We start from the raw sequence: 17,905 nt of genomic DNA on the forward strand, positions 1-17,905 counted from the left end.
TTTCTGTGGTTTAGAAATGATTCTGATGATTGAACAAACTCTGGATATCATCCCGCAGCCGTTGTAGAAATGTCTGATCCGGCAGCATGGGAATCTGATACCAGTGAACAGATGGCGGTACGGGAAGGGGAAAGGTGGAAAATATGACAGGATAATGCATCCAACTATCCGGTTCGCTAACCTCCTGCCATCGTATTACACGTTGTATTTTCACCTCCTGAATATGCGTTTGCAGCAGCCGTAAGGAAAAAATAAGCTCACTGTAGCGATGCTCATATAAAAAGACTGCCTCCAGCGGCTGCAGTGTGTATTGCAAAGCAGCTGCTATATGAAGGGTGATGTAGGATATTTCATCCTCCGGAAGCTGCAGGCCGCAGATATCCTGTACAATCTCTTTCATGGAGGAAGCCATTTGGTAGGGAATCGGAAATTTAGCTTTCATAGCATCCTTCAGCGGATTGTCATATTCATAATAATAGACGGATTTTTCCAGAACATTCGATAAATGCTGAAAGAGCCGCTTTTCAAACGTATCACTGTCGATTTTAGGGTAACGTGCATAAATCGGCGGTGTGAACCGCCGCAGGATTTCTTTGCAGGCTGCCTGTATTTCCGGCGTTTGCAATAAACCGGTATTGGTGTTCTTCAATGTCAGAAGGACAGATAAGGCATAGGAAAGCTCTTCCTCGGGAATTGTCTGCTGCAGATGATGTTCTATTTCTTTGCGCAGGTGCATCAACTGTTGAAACAGCGCCGTCTTTTGCAATGGATTTGGACTGTGCATATGCACATGATTTCCTCTGGATATACGATCCAGTGCAATATAATACAACACACTGACATATTCCTTATCCGCCTGATTCAGCTGTAAAAAGCTGCATACTTCGAACTGACGGATATAAAGCAGGATGTTCCTTTTTACGGTATTGTCTGAAAAGCATGCTTCAACAAAATCATTCAGCGGCTTGTGGAAGGTTATGGTACGGGCTTCATGCAGTTCGTTAACCAGCTGTGCCAATGCTTTGCGAATGCGCTTTTCTCCTTGCAATATCTGTATACCACTTCTTGTATGGGAGATGGACAGCTGATAGGTCCGCAGCCATTGCTCAGCCTTTCGTATGTCTGCATACAGAGAGCTGCGAGATATATGGAGTGTTTCCTCCAGCTGAAACATGCGCAGTGGACGTGAAAAGCGAAGCAGACTGTAAAGGATGTAGCTGACACGCTCCCTTGGCAATATAAGAGGACAGCGCGTTTTTTCATCAAGCAGATAAGTTTGCAGCTTCATCATATTTTCCCTGCTTCCGGAAAGTGTTATTCCGCAGCCGGGTTTTCGTGTAAGCGTCAATGAGAATGCGGCTAGTAAAGCATCTGCCTGCTTCAGATACGTCCGTACGGTTTTTTCAGACAGTCCCGCCTGTTTCGCAAGCTGAAAGGTTGTGCAAAAGGGAGAGACGATCAGCTGCTCCAGTACCGGATATAAAAGATAAGGTTTCATAGTTCATCACATTATCAGTATAGCACAATTTAAAAAGGACAGCTTCGTACAAAATTACCGTATTATTGCGGTAAATTGTACGTAGGTGTTTTCATGATTCTGCTGTATAATAAAGATGTCAGGAATGATGTTATCATCCCATGGCGATTGACATCCTTTGTTTACAGATGTCGCTGTATCATGAAGTCTGAGCATGATACATGAAAAAGGACGCTGCGCCGTCCTTTTTTCAAACGCAAAAGCTTACATGAAGCAAAAAGGAAAGCCCTGCGGCATCAGGCTTCCATCACATATATCAGCAGCCTGTCGAAACGGGTTTTCTTTTATAATTCTTACAAAAAGCGCTCTTATGCTTATAAGCATCATTGCCTGCCTGTATAAAAGTATGGTAAAATTACTCACAGTTTGAGGTGATAGCATGATAGACCGAAAGGTTTTTGTACGGCTGCTTCTGACAATCGGACTGCCGATTGTTTTACAGCAGATTATTTCATTGAGTCTGAATATGATCGATACCTTTATGATTGGAAGTATCGGTGTGGGTGAGCTGGCAGCTGTAGGGGCGGCAAATAAGGTATACTTTATATTCTCCATTATCTGTTTTGGAATTTACAGCGGTTCGAGTATTTATGTATCCCAGTACTGGGGAATCCGCGATGTAGAAAATATCCGCAAGGTGATTGCAATCGAAATGCGCATCGGATTTTTCCTCGCCCTGTTTACTGTTGGGCTGGCGCTGGTGTTTGCACCGCAGATTCTGCATCTGTTTGTAAGAGAACCGGATGTTGTGGCAATCGGTGCCTCCTATCTGCGTATAACCTGTTTTACGTATCTCATGACTGCATTTTCTTTTCTTATGAGCTTTAATTCGCGTGCCATTCATAATCTGAAGGTGCCTACCCTTGCCAGCGTCCTGGCGATAACCGTCAATACCGTATTGAATTACGGACTGATATTCGGCAATTTTCATCTGCCGAGGCTGGGTGTTGAGGGTGCTGCTATCGCTACGTTGACCGCAAGATTTGTGGAAATGCTGCTAATCCTGGGCTATGTTTATTTCAGTGAAGACCATCCGCTGGCAGTTGACGGTGCGACCATTCGCAGACTGGATGTACCACTGATGAAGCGTGTAGTGAAAACTGCTCTTCCGGTGGCTATGAGTGAAAGTGCATGGAGTATCGGAACGACGGTCTGCTTTATAGCGTACGGTCTGCTGGGAACGAGTGCAGTTGCCGTTGTGCAGGTGGCAAGTGTAATCAATGACCTGTTTCAATGCGTGTTTTTCGGACTGGGGAATGCCTGTGCTGTCATGATCGGGAATGAGCTGGGAAGAAATCATACAAAGCTGGCGTATTCGTATGGAAGAGTCTTCATTGGAATCAATATCGGCTTCTGCCTGGTTATGACAGCAGCCCTGCTTCTTATGAAAGGCAGGATTATCGATATCTACAATTATGATGCTGCCACAAGCCAGATGCTGAATCTTACATTGATCGCCTATGCGCTGTATACCACACCGAAAATGATGTCATATGTACATATATGCGGGATTCTGCGCTCCGGAGGCGATACGAAATTCTGTATGTTTTGTGATTTGATCGGTATATGGTGTGTCGCAATCCCCATGTCCTTTCTGGCGGCTGTTGTCTGGAGGCTGCCGCTGCACTGGGTTGTTGCTCTGTCCTTTAGTGATGAGCTGGTAAAGGCTATGGTTACACTATGGCGCTTTCGCTCTAAGAAATGGATTCATGTTCTTGTCCGCAGGGAGCAGGAATGTGAAATAGGTGGCGCGTAATGTGGGAAACTGTGCTACTATATACATATAAAAAGTAAGGGAGAAATTCGTATGGATCATTTACCAGCACAGGAGGCAAAGCATGTCATCAATCTGCTCAGCGGATTGTTCCTGTACGCATATCGGACAAAGAATAAGAAGGCAAAAGTAACCATGGACAATATGGAGCATCTGTGCCATGTGGGGAGTACGATCTTGTTCCGCAATGAACAGGCAAGCAGGCGTCTCATTGAGCAGTACCTCAGGCTTCATCCACAGCTGCCAAAGGAGGATGCCGCCTGTATTGCACGGTTTCAAGGCTGCCGTAAGCAGCAGCTGTATGTCATGCAGTATGAGCAGGAGTATACCTTTGTAATGGATCGTAAAGGCAAAACGCTATATGGCGTAAAGGGGATTACAGATTCTTTGAGCTTCCTGCTGCGCAATCAGACACTACCCTGCATGGTGCAGTATGCCATCCTGCCATATAAAAATCATTTCATCCTCGACAGTATCGGAAACACGCAGGCAATTGCAGATCTATCCTTCGTAGTAGAGCTTTTTGAGGAATATCGCGGTATCGCTATGGAAAAAGGTGCGCTGCTTTCAGAGCATGAGACAGCTTCCTTCTCGGTGCTGGAGCGCAATATGCAGGAAAAGAAGGAGGAGCTTTTCTCCGATTATCTGAATCCTTTAAACGCTATATTGTGGAATGCAGGTCAGGATCAGAAAAACAGCTTTCTGGAGCTGGCGCTTACCGCATGGAATCTAAGCTATGGCAGCGATAAACAGGCAGAGGAATTCTTTCCCAGGGATGTATTTCGAAGATATGTGAAGCCGTTGATGGAGTATCGCAGAACGGCATTTGCGAATGTTAAATTTCTCATCGATCGTCTGGAGGCTCCGCTTGAAGGAGAAACATGCATGAGGGTAGTCGAGAAAAAGGAAATCGAACAGCTGGAGCTGGAGCTGTAAATGCATAAGATACAGGGCATTACGGCAGACTTTTGTAAAGCTTGATTCCGCTGATAAACATACAGTAAGAAAAAACTTAGATAAATAAAAAGACTCAGGCTTTATCCTTCCTATAAGGATTGTCTGAGTCTTTCAGTGTTTAAGCATAAACATGCCTCGTTATGCATGCAGAAGGTCTGTAAATTTATTTCTGCCGGAATTTATCCATGAAAAGATCAATGCGCTCAATAGCCTCACGGATATGGTCGATACTGTAGGCATAGGATACACGAATAAAGCCCTCGCCTGCATCGCCGAACGCAGTGCCTGGTACACAGGCTACACGCTGATCCTCGAGCAGCTGAACACAGAATTCATCACTGGTTAAACCGGTACCGCGAATATCCGGGAAGATATAGAAGGCGCCGTGAGGCAGGTGTGTTGGAAGACCGATGCGGTTGAAGCCCTTCGTAATGAAGTTTCTTCTTGTCATATACGATTCCCGCATTTCTGCGACATGGATATCACCGTTGCGCATGGCATCAATGGCACCGTATTGTGCAGCTGTCGGAGCGGACATGATGATATACTGATGAATCTTATTCATCGCATCCGTGAAGGTCTTGTTCGCAAGAACATAGCCAAGCCGCCAGCCGGTCATGGCATACGCCTTGGAAAATCCACTGATGATGATAACCTGATCCTTGATTTCATTGAAATTCGCAGGTGAACAGAAGGTACCGTCATAGGTAAGCTCTGCATAGATTTCATCACTGATTACGATAATTTCATGCTCCTTCAGTATGGGGACAAGCTTTGCATAGTCCTCCCTCGTCATCACACCGCCGGTCGGATTGCTCGGAAAATTCATCAGAATTGCTTTGGTCTTCGGTGTAATTGCGGCTTTCAGCTTCTCCGGGGTCAGCTTGAACTGATCCTCATGCTCCAGCTTAATATGCACCGGTACTGCGCCGGTCAGCTCAACACTCGGTGTATAGGCTACATAGCTTGGCTCCATCAAAATGACCTCATCCCCGGGATTTACAATGGCACGCATGGCAATATCGATGGCTTCACTACCGCCTACCGTGACAATGACATTATCCACAGGGTCATAATCCAGCTGGAACCGGCGCTTCTGATAAAGACAGATTTCCTCACGCAGCTCCAAAAGGCCCTGATTTGCTGTATAGTGTGTTTTACCGCTTTCTATGGAATAAATGGCAGCCTCACGAATATGCCACGGTGTGTCAAAATCCGGTTCTCCGACACCCAGAGAAATCACACCCTCCATTTCACTGGCTAGGTCAAAATACTTCCGAATGCCGCTTGGCTTGATGGTTTGTACGTGCTTACTTAAAAATTTCTCATACATTATGGCGTCACCACCAGTCGTTCATTCGGTTTTTCCTCTTCATCCAGAACAATACCGTTGACCTTATACTCCTTTAGCACGAAAAAGGTAGATGTGGAAACGACATTTTCTGTTGTTGCCAGCTTGGCACCGACAAAGTTGGATATTTCCTGCATGGTTCTTCCATAGATAATGACAATAAATTCACTCTTACCACTCATCAGATACATGGTATCGACTTCCGGGTAGCGATAGATGTTTTTGGCAACGCGATCGTAGCCGAAATCACGCTCCGGCGTAACGTCCACCTCAATCAGTGCCATGACCTTATCCTTATTGGTCTTTTCCCAGTTGATAATTGTATGGTAGCCACAAATGACCTTTTTCTTTTCCAGATCACTCATAGTGTGGATGACACTTTCCTCATCCTCCAGCAATACATCCGCCAAATCTCTGGTGGAGTATCTTGCGTTTGTTTCCAGCAATGACAGCAATAATTCTTTTTTCATCCTTTATCACCTCGCATAATACTTATATTTTAAACCGAGATGCCTATGAAGTAAACAAAAAGGTGAAAAGTTGATGTATTACGAATCTTATCACAAATTCAAAGGATGTTTGCATAGAGGCAGTAGTTATATTGATGCGTTTTTTCAGGAATGTAAAGCTTATAGCTGTACAAATTCTGATATAATAAAAAAATAACGGGCAAACATATGATTGAATTGAAGGGAGGGCAGGCAATGTGGTACATGATAGATTATGAGAATGTGCATGAAGAAGGACTATATGGTATAGAAATGCTCAAGAAGGATGATAGGATATTCGTGTTTTATAATATGGGTGATAAAGAAAATGTTGAAAACGGTAAATTAAGGGAAGCAGCTGAAAAAGGCATTTCCTTTCAAAATATCGTCTTGTATAAAAGGGGGAAGAATGCGCTGGATTTTTATATCTCTTCAAAAATAGGAGAGATATGCGGACAGGGGATACATCAGGATATCGCAGTTATAAGCGGGGATAAAGGCTTTCAGGCACTGTGTGAATACTGGATGTATGTAGCGGATATCAGAAAAAGGATAATCCTGAGGAATACCATCTATCACGCTCTCTTTGATTTTGAATTCGATCAGCTCGGCTGCCATGATTCCTGTTCAGATTTCAAAGCTATCTATCTTCACTGTATAAAACAGTATGGTAGAAAAATGGGCTGTGAGCTTTACTGGCATTTAAAAAAATATATGGAAATACGGAGAAATTATGTAAATGTTACAAGCATGCAAGACCAACGGAAATATTATGTTGTCTTAAGAGGATATAAGCCTGGTATATACGATACCGTCAATGACTATGAACGTAATATAATAGGGTACTCCAATGCTTTTGGCAGGGTGTTTTCTTCCTATGCACGGGCGGAGGAATTTTTTCTCGATTACTTGGCAGACAGCTGTTTAGCAGCTTCCACAGCATCCATAAATGAGCTTTGGAATGATTTTTGTTATCGTGTGAATCAAAGTCTGCAGTATGAGAACAAAACAATCATGAAGGGAAGTCTTGCGGGGTATGTATGTGGAGGGGTTCATGCGGATACCCGCAGGTTTTATGCATTTTGGATAATTGCTTCAAAGGATGGTATCGTGATGAAAATGAAAAATATAATACATGAAAATGAAAAAATGAAGAAGATAGGCGCTGTCGGGGGAGAACTTCTTGCAGGTAAGGCGGTTTTAGCATATGCTTTAAAATATGAATATCAGGAAATTAAAATGTATTGCAGTCATATAAAAGTGGCAGATTGGACAGAACGGGATGTGCATACAGATAAGCTGCCGTATCGTCTGCACGCAGTCATAGGAAAAGCTAAAGAGGGGCTGAAGGTTACCGCATTACATTTTCAATAGGAAAATTGGAATTTATGAAATGTTATGCGGATGCTGATCGTTTTACACATGAAGGAGAAAACTTATGGATGAAAGGGAACAGCTGTGCGGGGATCTGGATGAACTGCTGGAGGTTTATGGCGATATGGTGTATCGGGTTGCCCTGCAGAATATGGGGAATATTGCAGATGCGCAGGATGTTGCACAGGACGTTTTTCTGCATATTCTGAAGAAGAAGCCGCAGTTTACATCAACAACCCATGAAAAGGCATGGATACTACGGGTTACGGTTAACATTTGCAAGGATTACTGGAAATACCAGCGGCTTCGCAAAACGGTGGAGCTGCAGGAAAATCTGGCCAAAGTGAAAGAGAATACAGATTTCGGTTTGCTGTATGAGGTCATGCAGCTGCCTGTAAAGTATCGCAATGTTATTTATTTGTTTTATTATGAGGAGCTGAGCGTCGCTATGATTGCGGATATACTGCAAAGGAAAGAGGCGACGATTCTGACATGGCTGCATCGGGCAAGAAAGCAGCTGAAAAACAGACTGGAAGAGGGTGACAAGCAATGAGAAAATATCGCGAGGAGCTGGATCAGATACATATGAGCGAGGAACTGAAGCAAAGGATACGTCATGCAGCAGCAAAGCAGGAACATCCACAGCGCCGTCAGAAACAGCAGCTGCGCTTCATCTATGGCTGTACAGCCCTGTGTGTCGTTATTGTTATCTGCTTCAATGTATATGATAGGAATGCACTATCACAGCAGCCGGAAAACGCCGCGCAGATTGCGAACAGCATAGAAAAAAATAAAGCAGCGGATGAAGCTGTACCGGGTACGGTGCAGGAACAGGCAAAGGAAAGTAAAACCGGATCAGCACAGGATCGTGTGATACCAAAGGAAACCTATGAGCCGCAGACAAAGACGTATATGATAGGAGGTATGGGGGTTACGGATAAGGCTTTCATACAAAAGAAAAAAATAAAAGAAATGCCGTATGAGAAGGATCGCCTGGATATACAAAGCACCCTACCTGTTTTCAGAAAACAGTATGGTAATGGAGCGAATTTGGACTCTATCCCGGAAAAAGAAATGCAGAAGCATAAAAAGAAAGCGGAAGAGCTGTTTCAGACAATAAAGAAAAAAACATCGAAAATACTTAACATCACAGATATTATGGCAGATGGAAACGGGGAATTGCGCCTGATTTTGCATACAGATAAGAAGGAAGGTACAAGAACACAGCAGCAAAAGATTGCAGAAGAGCTGATAAAGACATATCCTGAGCTGTTCTCCTTTCAAAGAGGAGATATTCAAACGAGCTGTAATATCAGTATGGGAAATGGAACAATGATTTGCGAAACGGAAATCTTTCAGGCAGAGGATGATGATAAAAAGAGCCTGCTGTATCAGGTAAAAGAGGGTGCCACACTAACAAATGCGGGAGATGGTGTATATTATCTGAGTTTTCCATATGATAAAAATTTGGAGCAGCTGCAGGATTTTACTATCATGAGCAGGAAAGAGGCAGAACAGGTAATGCGTCAGGGAGGGTTTTACAGCACGCTGGAGCCTTCTGAATTTTCTATTGGTGAACTTGAATTTTTACATGTGGAGCTGTCCTATGGCGGAAGAAAGGAAGGATATGTCTCTTATCTGCCATATGTTATACCGGTGTATCGCTTTTATACATGGGATGCAGGAACATCAAAGACGGTTTTATTGGAAGTACCGGCCCTATATCCACAGGATTTACGTACGTTAGAGGACAATCACTGGTATTTTAAGGTTTGATAATATAAAAAGCAGACTGGTTTGGAATACACAGAGATAAGGAACAGGACTGCATGAAAAGGGATACGAAAACAAAGCATGGGGAAGGAAGCTGAAGGAAAGAATAGCGTGAAAGAAACTCTGATAAAATAAACAATTTAAAATAATTTACATGTGATATTTGTATCCGAATAAGAAAGCGGAGAAATGGAGTCATATATGAAATAAATTGGAATACTGTGTGCCGGTGATACAGAGCTGGCGGCATTTTTACCATATGTAAAGGAGACTGAAGTAATCGAGAAAGCGATGCTCGTCTTTCATTGCGGAAACATTGATCGTGTGGAAGTGGTCCTTTTATACAGCGGTGTCTGTAAGGTGAATGCGGCAATTGCGGCACAGCTGCTGATTGACTGCTTTGCAGTGGACTGTATCATTAACGCAGGTACTGCAGGGGGCATACAGGAACAAGTGCAGCTTTTTGATACCGTGATTTCCGAGAGAATCGCCTATCATGATGTGGCGGATGATATTCTGACAGAGTTTCATCCCTGGATGGACAGTGTGTATTTTTATGCAGATGAAAACCTACTGCAGTCTGCGAAAGCCTACAGCAATACAACAAAGCGGGTGATTTTATTTGGAACAATGGTAAGCGGTGAGCAGTTTGTGACAGAGGAAAACAGAGAACAGATTTTGACTGGTTTTACCCCGTTATGCACCGATATGGAAACAGCAGCTGTTGCCCATGTCTGTTATGTGAACAAGCTTCCCTTTCTGGCCATACGCACGATAACCGATACGGCGGAGCACAAAGGAATCGGGGAATTTGAGAAAAACTGTGCTGCGGCCTCCGCGATATCGGCAGAAATCGTTTGCGCTCTGCTTCCCAGCTTTTGCGGGCAATTACATAATTAGAATGGACGGATATCCGTCTTTTTCTTTTCAGGCGGTATGCACATGATTGGCAGAAAAGTATTTCTTATGTGCTTTACAGTCTGTTTTCTTATGGAATCCGAAGGTCCCTTCCTGTTTACATATACCTTGCCATTTGTAAGCATATGCAAAATATAGGCAGTAATCCACCTGTTCTGGATGGATTGCGGAAGAAATATGAGAAGAAAACGACCAATTATGGAAAAATATGTTGAAAAATTCTCAAAAGGTTGTAAAATTAAATTAGGAATCCCCTTACATTTTTAAGAAATAGGAATAATTCGGCAGATAAACATCATATACTGGTTATGAAGGTGAATCTGTATCCATATAGACATACATAGTTCATTTTATCTTCAAATGTAAAATACGACAGGGAAAGGAGGAGAGAACTATGGCTATTTATGATATTTTATGCGAAGTAAAAGACGTAAGAGAAGCAGATACCGGTATCTGTGAATTCAATGGTTTCCTAGAAGATTATCTTTCCATCATAGAAACAGCAGAAGGAAAAGAGGACGACTACACTATCCTTTCGCAGCTCTTTGAAAAGGATCATAATCTGAAAATTTGCGCAAATCTGAGGCTGAACATCAACAAGGATGCGATCGCCAATCAGATTATACGCTACAAGGATTCATTTAAACTGCCGAAGGGAACAATCAAATGTCCGTATGTTGTATATGGAAGCTTTGATGAACACCAGAAGGCGATTATTCTTACATTGGGAGATAAAGAGGAATATGTGATGGCAAAGGCGCTGTATTATGTCATGAGCGAACCGGAGAATGAATATGAAGGAACGCGGAATGAGATTATCGCCTTAAGTGTAAACATGGAAAGTGTTGATACCCTGCTGGATACGGTGGAAAGCTTTTTCGAGAGAAACCGCAAGGCTGGTATTGTACAAAGAGAGCTTGATGCAAAGCTGTTCCTGAACTATGATGAAATGTATGAACTTGCTCAGAAGATCGCGAGCTACCAGCTGGTAAATCTGAGAGACATTCTTGCGAAATGCGATGATAAGGAAGAATGTATTAACAACATCATCGCAAACTGGTTCCTGCTGAAAAAATTCTCCTATGTGCAGTACATGATGGATAAGAACAATCTGAACAGGGTGCATGAAGGGAATGTCAAGAAGCAGCGTCAGGTGGCAAAGGAGAAATGTGATGCCATTGGCTTTGTTTCCTACAGCGAGCTTTGGAAGCTGGTAAAAGAACTGAGATAAGAAACCGAGAGGTTTCTTTCTTTTGCATGTCAAACATAAACAGGCGTATAATAGATATGATTGTGAGGTGACATTATGAAATATTGTTATGAATGCGGAGAGAAGCTGCATATGAAGGAGCTGGAGCATGAGGGAATGGTTCCCTTTTGTGAATCATGCCGTGCATATCGCTTTCCTATTTTCAGTACAGCGATTTCCATGGTGACACTGAATCCGAAGCGGGATAAAATTCTGATGATACAGCAGTATGGAAAGCCCAATAATATACTGGTCGCAGGCTATGTCAATAAGGAAGAGTGTGCAGAGGATGCCATGATCAGGGAGATGCAGGAGGAGATTGGAAGAAAGGTGCTGGAATACCGTTTTCTGCGCAGTGAGTATTTTCCGAAAACCAACACATTGATATTCAATTTTGCTGTGGTTATTGACAGTGAATGCCTGGAGAATGTAAGTACATGGGAAGTGGACCAAGCTGCCTGGTTTACCTTTGATGAGGCAAGGGCTTCGGTAAAGCCGGCTTCTCTGGCACAGCGCTTTCTGTTGAATTTCCTTTCGGTTTATGAACAGGATACAGAGCATTTCTTTTCCCATCATTGAATCGTATAAGAAGAGGAGGATAGCTCCTTCTTATATATATTGCTTTATCCCGTACAGCATTTCAGGAGATACGATAAAAAAGCAGAAATCAATGATGACTCCTGCTATTTTGGCTGTTATTGCTTTGGAATAATCTGCATGCGCCTGCACATGTAGGACCGTCAAAGCCGAAAATCTTCTCATTCATCTCCGTATGTTCCTCGGCCTTCTTATACTGGGAACCTATCGGCATAGAAAGGATAAAAGTACAGGTGACCACTGCTTCCATAGCTTCCTGTAAAAATACCGTCATGTTCTTCAAATAGCATTGAGCGAATTTTACACTCCTGTTTCATGCGGGAATCAAGCTTGAAATCCGAGTTTGCAGAGAGTTATTAAATTCTTTGCTCGTGCAGGATAGAAATCTCTGTGTCCATTTCTTCTTCAATATAACCGTATACCCTTTGGGTCACAGCATCAATTCTTCCAACAATCATTACAAGATATCAGACGGCGGCAGCATTAGACTTCCACATCAACGATGCGTTCCTCTATAAATTCCGGCAGAAAGCGCCCGTTTGTAATCTCTGCCATATCCGCATCCAGAGGCTCTTTGCACATCCAGAGATAGGTAACCTGTTCTCCGTAATCCTTATCTAAAACAGCAACCTCATTTTGCCGGAAATAGTGATCCAGCTTTCCGATCAGCTCATAGCTGAAGGTCATGGAATACACCAGGCGTTTTTGCTTCTGTGTAATGACGGCTTGATCCAGTGCATTGGATACACTTTTTGAGTAGGCACGAATCAGTCCTCCGGCTCCCAGCTTAATACCGCCAAAATAGCGGACGGTTACCGCAACGGTATCCTGCATCTGACGGTTTGCCAGACATTCCAGCATGGGGACACCGGCTGTCCCCTGCGGCTCCCCATCGTCATTGCTTCGCTGCAGCTCATTCTGTTCTCCGATGATAAAGGCATAGCAGTGATGCCTTGCGTTTGGATGAAGCTTTTTGATCTGCTGTATAAACTCCTTGGCATCCGCTTCGGAAAAGCTTTTATGCAGATAACAGAGAAATCTGCTTTTTTTGATTTCCAGCTCTGCCATGGTATCTTCTTTTAATCTGTACATACGATCACCTATGCTTATTATAACGGATAAAGGAGCGAAAGAAAAGCCGGTTTGAAGAAACAAACGTTTCCAGTCATTCCGGCTTTAATTCTATAAACTTTACCTCTCCCGGATCAAATTCCAGTGGTATATTCTGGAAGCTGTCCATCATGATATCATGAGTAAACGGGTCTTTTGTAGAAAAAATCTGTTGCAGGGAGGCCAGGGTAAACGGCAGCTCGCAGATCATGTTTTCCGTATGTATGTGCAACAGTACACTGTCATGCACGTTGGTATTGCATACAACAAGCAATGCCCTGTCTTCCATTATGTATGTAAATCCAATACCGTAATCTCTTGGAGAGTCAAACCATACGGGAATACAGGCATTCGGATCCGTAACAGCTTCTTCATAGGCTTTCCGGATAGCGCTTGTCTTCTCAAGCAAGGCAGGAAGCACCGGAAGATTCGGATTGCGGTAATCAAACCAATATTCATCCAGATATGCCTGTCTGCGATGCCGGGGATCTTCTTTAGGCAATGCGTTCAGATATTTGGAATCGCCGTATTCACTCAGCTGCATCGGCTGCACCTCAAAGGACTCCACACCATTCATCATAAACGGAATTCCATTTGGCAGAAACTGATTCATCACCGTCAGCATAATCGCAGCGGTATTACCCTCCACACTGGCGATACGGCGGGAATCATAGGACTCACAGGCCGCAAACATCAAACAGGCATTTCCCTTCAGCCGATAGCTGAAGCTGTGAAATTTAAAATTCCATACATCACTTTCTTCATAGGCTCCGCTGCCGGATATGGCATCATAGCCTTTACTCAGCCATAACGGACTGTTGTCACTCACCGTATCCTCGGCAATCATGACAAAGGATTTCCTCTGCTTTCTTGCTGCTTTGGCCATAGCCCTTTGCAGCTTTTCCGGAAGCAGATACGGCTTTTCCAGAAAGATGCCGTCTATACCAAGCTCCTGCTGATACCAGCAGATATTTTCACACAGGTAATCCCACAGCGCTGTCATCGGCTTTCTCGCCGGATGGAGGTCATAGCGGATGATATCCTGCATCAGGTATGGCTTGGCCTGTGCTCTGATATCCCTGGGGACCTGAGCGTGAATATCCTCATACATGCGCCATATGGTCGTATCCTGCTCGGCAGGGATAGCGGCATTGATCTGATCCACCATGGATGGGGCAATTGTTGTATGCAGGTCCAGCTCGATTTCTCTTAAGCTTTCAAACTCATGCAAACCGTCGGGAGCCTCCTGAAATAGGGCAATATGCTGCTGCACATCCTCACTTCGGTAAAAATCCTTCAGGGCATAGGTGAAGGGAAGGGTATTCTGGGGCAGTGCATTGCAGCGCGGCGGGTGATAAGCGTTTTGCTGATTGCTGTCAAACCAGAAAAACCATTCCGGATGTTCCTTATAATAGCTGTTCTCTCTTGCCAGCTTGCCGGGACAGTATTCCAGAATCACACGGAATCCCAGCAGGTGACAGGCCTCCAGAAAGGCAGCGCATTGTTCTTTGGCATCCAGCTTTTTGACCAGCTTGTCCTGCAGCAGCGGATCAATGCTGCGAAAGTCTGTGACGGCCTCCTTGACCGGATAATCATGCGCATTCTGCGTTTTGCAAAGCGGAAAAATCTGATGCAGCAGCAGAGTGTTGACGCCCATGCGCTTCAACAGAGGAAGCAGCAGGATGCTTTTCAGAAAGGTTCCGTTATCGTTGAGATGGTAAAGATTGTCACTCACCAGACGGTCGTCGCGATCATGATCCCAGGCGGTTGCTGTGCGAACCATGAGAGAATACACACTGGCATGCTTTAGCCAGTCTCTTTTATCAGAGGGTTTCTCTTTCGTAAGCTGCGGCTGTTTCCAGTTTCCATCCGCATCCTTCAGGATATTGCGCAGGGTGAAAAGATAAAATTCATACGGATGTACAAGCAGCTCTCTGCTGCGAATGCTCTTGGCCGGACGGTATCCATACAGATTCCAGGACTGTGGAATTGCATAATTGTAAATTTCCTTTGCATGGCTTCTGCACTGCTTTTCCAGCTCCTCATATAAGCGTTTTAAATAATTCATGTGAAAACCCCCTTATACGTATAGTATTCTATACGTGGCGAAAAATGTCAATCGTTAATTGAGAAAAGAAAGCGATTTCGACACTTTTTTCAGTGTATTATTTTTATACTTGCATCACGAGGAGGATGCATATGAAGAAGCTTTTATTGTGCATACCGGTGCTGCTGATGCAGGGCTGCAGTGGCGCTGCTTCACAGCCTGCGGATATCCATATGAAGGAGGACCGCTATGAAATTGAACAGGGAGCGCAGCTGGATATTTATCTGCCGGATGAGGGCTTGTCCTGTGCTCTGGAAGCACTCTGGAATAAGACCTATCCCGCATATCGCAATGCACTGCATTTTTCACAGGAGGATAAATCCCTGCAAACTCATGATCTGGTGTGGGGCAAGGATACGGATGCATGGAATGAAACAGCCCATGCTTATCCGCTTACCGGTATTAAGCAGCATCTGGAATATCCCTGGCCCGCCCAGCTTGAGCGAACAGCTATAAAGGACAGCTTCTTTCCTGTGAGCGGAAAAGGACTGGTCTTTGTTTATAATACATATACCGCGAAGCAGCGGGGACTGACAGCGGGTGATTTTGATGATTTCAAAAGCCTTGCAGGAAAAAAGGATGTATATTATCAGAATCGCACGCTTGCTTATACCATACCGTTTTTCTTTGACCGTGAGGATGAGGAGGATGCGGCAGTATCGATGAAAACCGTTGTACAATCGTCGTTATTTAAAGAACGGCTGCACCGATACCGCAGCTTCCATACGGCTTTGGATCTGCATGATGATACACTGGATGATGAAGCCTTTTATGAGGACGGACGCTATGTGAGTGGCCTCATTATGAACGATACAAACTTTGACAGCTCAACGGCATATGCAGATATGCATCTCCAGTTTACGGCGATGCCGTCCTATGACGATACATCCCTTCGTCCCATGCTGGATGTATACGGCTTTACGGCCAGTCAGAAGACACGCTATCCCAATGCTGTCTTTGCCTTTTTACAGCTGGTACGCTCACAGGAGGGCATAAACACCTTGCTGGAGAATAATCTGCGTCCGCTGGTACAGCGAGAGGATGTGGAAAAGCTTGGAATCTATGATGCCTATGTGAAGCAGATTTTGTGTGCAATGAACGATTCGCAGCTGCGAAATACTTCTTATATAAAGGAAAAATCGTCGATTACATTGCTGGATCTGTACAAGAACAGTAATCTGCTTTCCCTGCTTCAAAACAGCCTGTATACAAAAGAAAATGACTCTCACGTACAGAAAGCCATTCATCAGGATATTACACACTGGATACTGACACAGTAATCAGTGTGTTTTTTTGTTTGCTTTGCGGATATACAGAAGCAGGATCAGCGGCAAAACGGCAGGAATCAGACTGTAGATACCGGCTGTGGTATCGTGCAGAAAGAAATAGACACAGCATACCACAGAAAACAAAATCCCCCAGATACAGCTGATTTGAAGGGTGGCATAGGTATCCTTTGTATGAACAAACAGGAAGGATTTTTTATAGTGCTCGCGATACTCCGCACTGCTTGTATATTTATGATAATGCGATACGGTATACCCCACAGCCACGATGACTAAAACCATGACGGAATTAAGGTGGTAATATACACTGATGATATATAGCGGCAGATACCACAACAGCTCCAGCCAGGATAATGAACGTTTCATAACATACCTCCGGATTACCCGATTATTATAACACAGTTCCAGCAGGGTATCTATGCTCAGACAGCATCTTGCAGATACACTGATGGGAGTCATTCCACTGAGACCTTTCATTGTGCAAAGCGTATTATCGGATGTACTGTTTTCACAAGTAATTTATTTATGATAATGCTTAATAGAGTTTTGTGATGCATGTATTCAAATAGAATCAGCGTTGTTGTATCTAAGCTGTGCTGCCTATACGAAGGGATATTGACCGGATGCCACGAACAGCTGAAAAAAACGGGTCATGCTTCGATCCGCTTTTCTCATTTAGATTCTACAAACTGCGCAATGCGTCAACCAGCTCGGTTTTCTCTGTGGCTTTTGCATCCTTTTCCTTGATGACGCGAGCCGGGCATCCTGCGACCACACTGTTGGCAGGAACATCCTCAATGACCACAGCACCTGCCGCAACCACGGCATTTTTTCCAATATGCACTCCCTCGATCACTACGGCATTCGCACCGATCAATACATCATCCTCCACAATGACAGGAGTTGCACTTGCCGGTTCGATAACCCCCGCAAGAACGGCTCCTGCACCGATGTGACAATGCTTTCCAACGGTCGCTCTGCCGCCCAGAACAGCGCCCATATCAATCATGGTACCTTCTCCGATGATAGCGCCGATATTGATAATAGCACCCATCATGATAACGGCATTGTCACCGATTTCCACCTGATCTCGAATGACTGCCCCTGGCTCGATCCGTGCATTGATATATTTTTTATCCAGCAGCGGCACAGCGGAATTGCGGCAGTCGTTTTCCACAACCATATCCTCAATGCTTTCCGCATTCTCCTTCAGGATTGGCTCAATGACCTTCCAGTCACCGAATATGACCCTGCTGTCGATCCCGAATACCTTACAGTCCGGAAAAGCAACCGGCTTTTTTTCCTTCAGATACACCTTTACCGGTGTCTTTTTTTCTGCGTTTTGTATAAATGCGATAATTTCCTTTGCGTCCATGGCTCCTCC

General features: G+C 44.2%; 16 protein-coding genes. 9 read left to right on the plus strand and 7 right to left on the minus strand.

The window, feature by feature from the left end:
- Positions 1-10 precede the first annotated feature (10 nt).
- Positions 11-1,498, minus strand: a complete 1,488-nt coding sequence (locus tag ACG3M1_RS01745) for a BglG family transcription antiterminator (protein WP_195301670.1) — start codon at positions 1,496-1,498, stop codon at positions 11-13.
- Between the two features lie 418 nt (positions 1,499-1,916).
- On the opposite strand from ACG3M1_RS01745, the gene ACG3M1_RS01750 reads away from it, so the two are divergent.
- Positions 1,917-3,293, plus strand: a complete 1,377-nt coding sequence (locus tag ACG3M1_RS01750) for an MATE family efflux transporter (protein WP_195301669.1) — start codon at positions 1,917-1,919, stop codon at positions 3,291-3,293.
- A gap of 51 nt (positions 3,294-3,344) precedes the next feature.
- Positions 3,345-4,247, plus strand: a complete 903-nt coding sequence (locus ACG3M1_RS01755; RefSeq protein ID WP_195301668.1) for a hypothetical protein — start codon at positions 3,345-3,347, stop codon at positions 4,245-4,247.
- Positions 4,248-4,431: 184 nt separating this feature from the next.
- Here the strand turns inward: ACG3M1_RS01755 and ACG3M1_RS01760 are convergent, their stop codons facing one another.
- Entirely contained in the window at positions 4,432-5,601 is a 1,170-nt protein-coding gene (locus ACG3M1_RS01760; protein WP_109770592.1) for an aminotransferase class I/II-fold pyridoxal phosphate-dependent enzyme, read from the minus strand.
- Complete coding sequence (locus ACG3M1_RS01765; RefSeq protein ID WP_008818289.1) at positions 5,601-6,089, minus strand: Lrp/AsnC family transcriptional regulator; 489 nt, start codon at positions 6,087-6,089, stop codon at positions 5,601-5,603. The genes ACG3M1_RS01760 and ACG3M1_RS01765 overlap by 1 nt, the downstream gene beginning before the upstream one ends.
- A 234-nt stretch (positions 6,090-6,323) precedes the next feature.
- On the opposite strand from ACG3M1_RS01765, the gene ACG3M1_RS01770 reads away from it, so the two are divergent.
- The 6 genes from ACG3M1_RS01770 (at position 6,324) to ACG3M1_RS01795 (ending at position 12,000) form a co-directional block, all read left to right on the plus strand.
- Positions 6,324-7,481 (plus strand): viroplasmin family protein, encoded by a 1,158-nt coding sequence (locus ACG3M1_RS01770; RefSeq protein ID WP_008818290.1) that lies wholly within the window; start codon positions 6,324-6,326, stop codon positions 7,479-7,481.
- Between the two features lie 64 nt (positions 7,482-7,545).
- The gene (locus ACG3M1_RS01775) at positions 7,546-8,034 is read left to right on the plus strand and encodes an RNA polymerase sigma factor (protein WP_008818291.1); all 489 of its coding nucleotides are present in this window, start codon (positions 7,546-7,548) and stop codon (positions 8,032-8,034) included.
- Positions 8,031-9,257, plus strand: coding sequence for a hypothetical protein (locus tag ACG3M1_RS01780; protein WP_008818292.1), 1,227 nt, complete (start codon positions 8,031-8,033; stop codon positions 9,255-9,257). Before ACG3M1_RS01775 ends, ACG3M1_RS01780 begins: the two co-directional genes overlap by 4 nt.
- A 216-nt stretch (positions 9,258-9,473) precedes the next feature.
- Positions 9,474-10,154, plus strand: coding sequence for a 5'-methylthioadenosine/S-adenosylhomocysteine nucleosidase (gene mtnN, locus ACG3M1_RS01785; RefSeq protein WP_084801274.1), 681 nt, complete (start codon positions 9,474-9,476; stop codon positions 10,152-10,154).
- A 412-nt stretch (positions 10,155-10,566) separates the two neighbouring features.
- Positions 10,567-11,403, plus strand: coding sequence for a hypothetical protein (locus ACG3M1_RS01790; RefSeq protein ID WP_008818294.1), 837 nt, complete (start codon positions 10,567-10,569; stop codon positions 11,401-11,403).
- Between the two features lie 75 nt (positions 11,404-11,478).
- Positions 11,479-12,000, plus strand: coding sequence for an NAD(+) diphosphatase (locus ACG3M1_RS01795; RefSeq protein WP_008818295.1), 522 nt, complete (start codon positions 11,479-11,481; stop codon positions 11,998-12,000).
- Between the two features lie 501 nt (positions 12,001-12,501).
- On the opposite strand, the gene ACG3M1_RS01800 is transcribed toward ACG3M1_RS01795, so the two are convergent.
- Both ACG3M1_RS01800 and ACG3M1_RS01805 read right to left on the minus strand, forming a co-directional pair.
- A complete protein-coding gene (locus ACG3M1_RS01800) occupies positions 12,502-13,110 on the minus strand; it encodes a YigZ family protein (protein WP_009588127.1) in 609 nt (202 codons plus the stop codon).
- A gap of 73 nt (positions 13,111-13,183) precedes the next feature.
- Positions 13,184-15,196, minus strand: coding sequence for a maltodextrin glycosyltransferase (locus tag ACG3M1_RS01805; protein WP_100933821.1), 2,013 nt, complete (start codon positions 15,194-15,196; stop codon positions 13,184-13,186).
- A gap of 131 nt (positions 15,197-15,327) precedes the next feature.
- On the opposite strand from ACG3M1_RS01805, the gene ACG3M1_RS01810 reads away from it, so the two are divergent.
- Positions 15,328-16,515 (plus strand): hypothetical protein, encoded by a 1,188-nt coding sequence (locus ACG3M1_RS01810; RefSeq protein ID WP_008818298.1) that lies wholly within the window; start codon positions 15,328-15,330, stop codon positions 16,513-16,515.
- Here ACG3M1_RS01810 and ACG3M1_RS01815 read toward each other — a convergent pair whose 3' ends face one another.
- Together ACG3M1_RS01815 and dapD are read right to left on the minus strand one after the other, a co-directional pair.
- The gene (locus tag ACG3M1_RS01815; RefSeq protein WP_008818299.1) at positions 16,516-16,887 is read right to left on the minus strand and encodes a hypothetical protein; all 372 of its coding nucleotides are present in this window, start codon (positions 16,885-16,887) and stop codon (positions 16,516-16,518) included.
- 316 nt (positions 16,888-17,203) lie between these two features.
- Entirely contained in the window at positions 17,204-17,896 is a 693-nt protein-coding gene (gene dapD / locus ACG3M1_RS01820; RefSeq protein WP_008818300.1) for a 2,3,4,5-tetrahydropyridine-2,6-dicarboxylate N-acetyltransferase, read from the minus strand.
- Positions 17,897-17,905 lie beyond the last annotated feature (9 nt).

It is taken from the genome of Clostridium sp. 10cd* (assembly GCF_044336395.1).
Lineage (GTDB): Bacteria > Bacillota_I > Bacilli_A > Erysipelotrichales > Erysipelotrichaceae > Clostridium_AQ > Clostridium_AQ innocuum.

Excerpts from the sequence above, each read along its gene's own strand:
- ACG3M1_RS01745 (WP_195301670.1), bottom strand. The coding sequence starts at position 1,498 with ATGAAACCTTATCTTTTATATCCGGTACTGGAGCAGCTGATCGTCTCT.
- ACG3M1_RS01750 (WP_195301669.1), top strand. The coding sequence starts at position 1,917 with ATGATAGACCGAAAGGTTTTTGTACGGCTGCTTCTGACAATCGGACTG.
- ACG3M1_RS01755 (WP_195301668.1), top strand. The coding sequence starts at position 3,345 with ATGGATCATTTACCAGCACAGGAGGCAAAGCATGTCATCAATCTGCTC.
- ACG3M1_RS01760 (WP_109770592.1), bottom strand. The coding sequence starts at position 5,601 with ATGTATGAGAAATTTTTAAGTAAGCACGTACAAACCATCAAGCCAAGC.
- ACG3M1_RS01765 (WP_008818289.1), bottom strand. The coding sequence starts at position 6,089 with ATGAAAAAAGAATTATTGCTGTCATTGCTGGAAACAAACGCAAGATAC.
- ACG3M1_RS01770 (WP_008818290.1), top strand. The coding sequence starts at position 6,324 with ATGTGGTACATGATAGATTATGAGAATGTGCATGAAGAAGGACTATAT.
- ACG3M1_RS01775 (WP_008818291.1), top strand. The coding sequence starts at position 7,546 with ATGGATGAAAGGGAACAGCTGTGCGGGGATCTGGATGAACTGCTGGAG.
- ACG3M1_RS01780 (WP_008818292.1), top strand. The coding sequence starts at position 8,031 with ATGAGAAAATATCGCGAGGAGCTGGATCAGATACATATGAGCGAGGAA.
- ACG3M1_RS01790 (WP_008818294.1), top strand. The coding sequence starts at position 10,567 with ATGGCTATTTATGATATTTTATGCGAAGTAAAAGACGTAAGAGAAGCA.
- ACG3M1_RS01795 (WP_008818295.1), top strand. The coding sequence starts at position 11,479 with ATGAAATATTGTTATGAATGCGGAGAGAAGCTGCATATGAAGGAGCTG.
- ACG3M1_RS01800 (WP_009588127.1), bottom strand. The coding sequence starts at position 13,110 with ATGTACAGATTAAAAGAAGATACCATGGCAGAGCTGGAAATCAAAAAA.
- ACG3M1_RS01805 (WP_100933821.1), bottom strand. The coding sequence starts at position 15,196 with ATGAATTATTTAAAACGCTTATATGAGGAGCTGGAAAAGCAGTGCAGA.
- ACG3M1_RS01810 (WP_008818298.1), top strand. The coding sequence starts at position 15,328 with ATGAAGAAGCTTTTATTGTGCATACCGGTGCTGCTGATGCAGGGCTGC.
- ACG3M1_RS01815 (WP_008818299.1), bottom strand. The coding sequence starts at position 16,887 with ATGAAACGTTCATTATCCTGGCTGGAGCTGTTGTGGTATCTGCCGCTA.
- dapD (WP_008818300.1), bottom strand. The coding sequence starts at position 17,896 with ATGGACGCAAAGGAAATTATCGCATTTATACAAAACGCAGAAAAAAAG.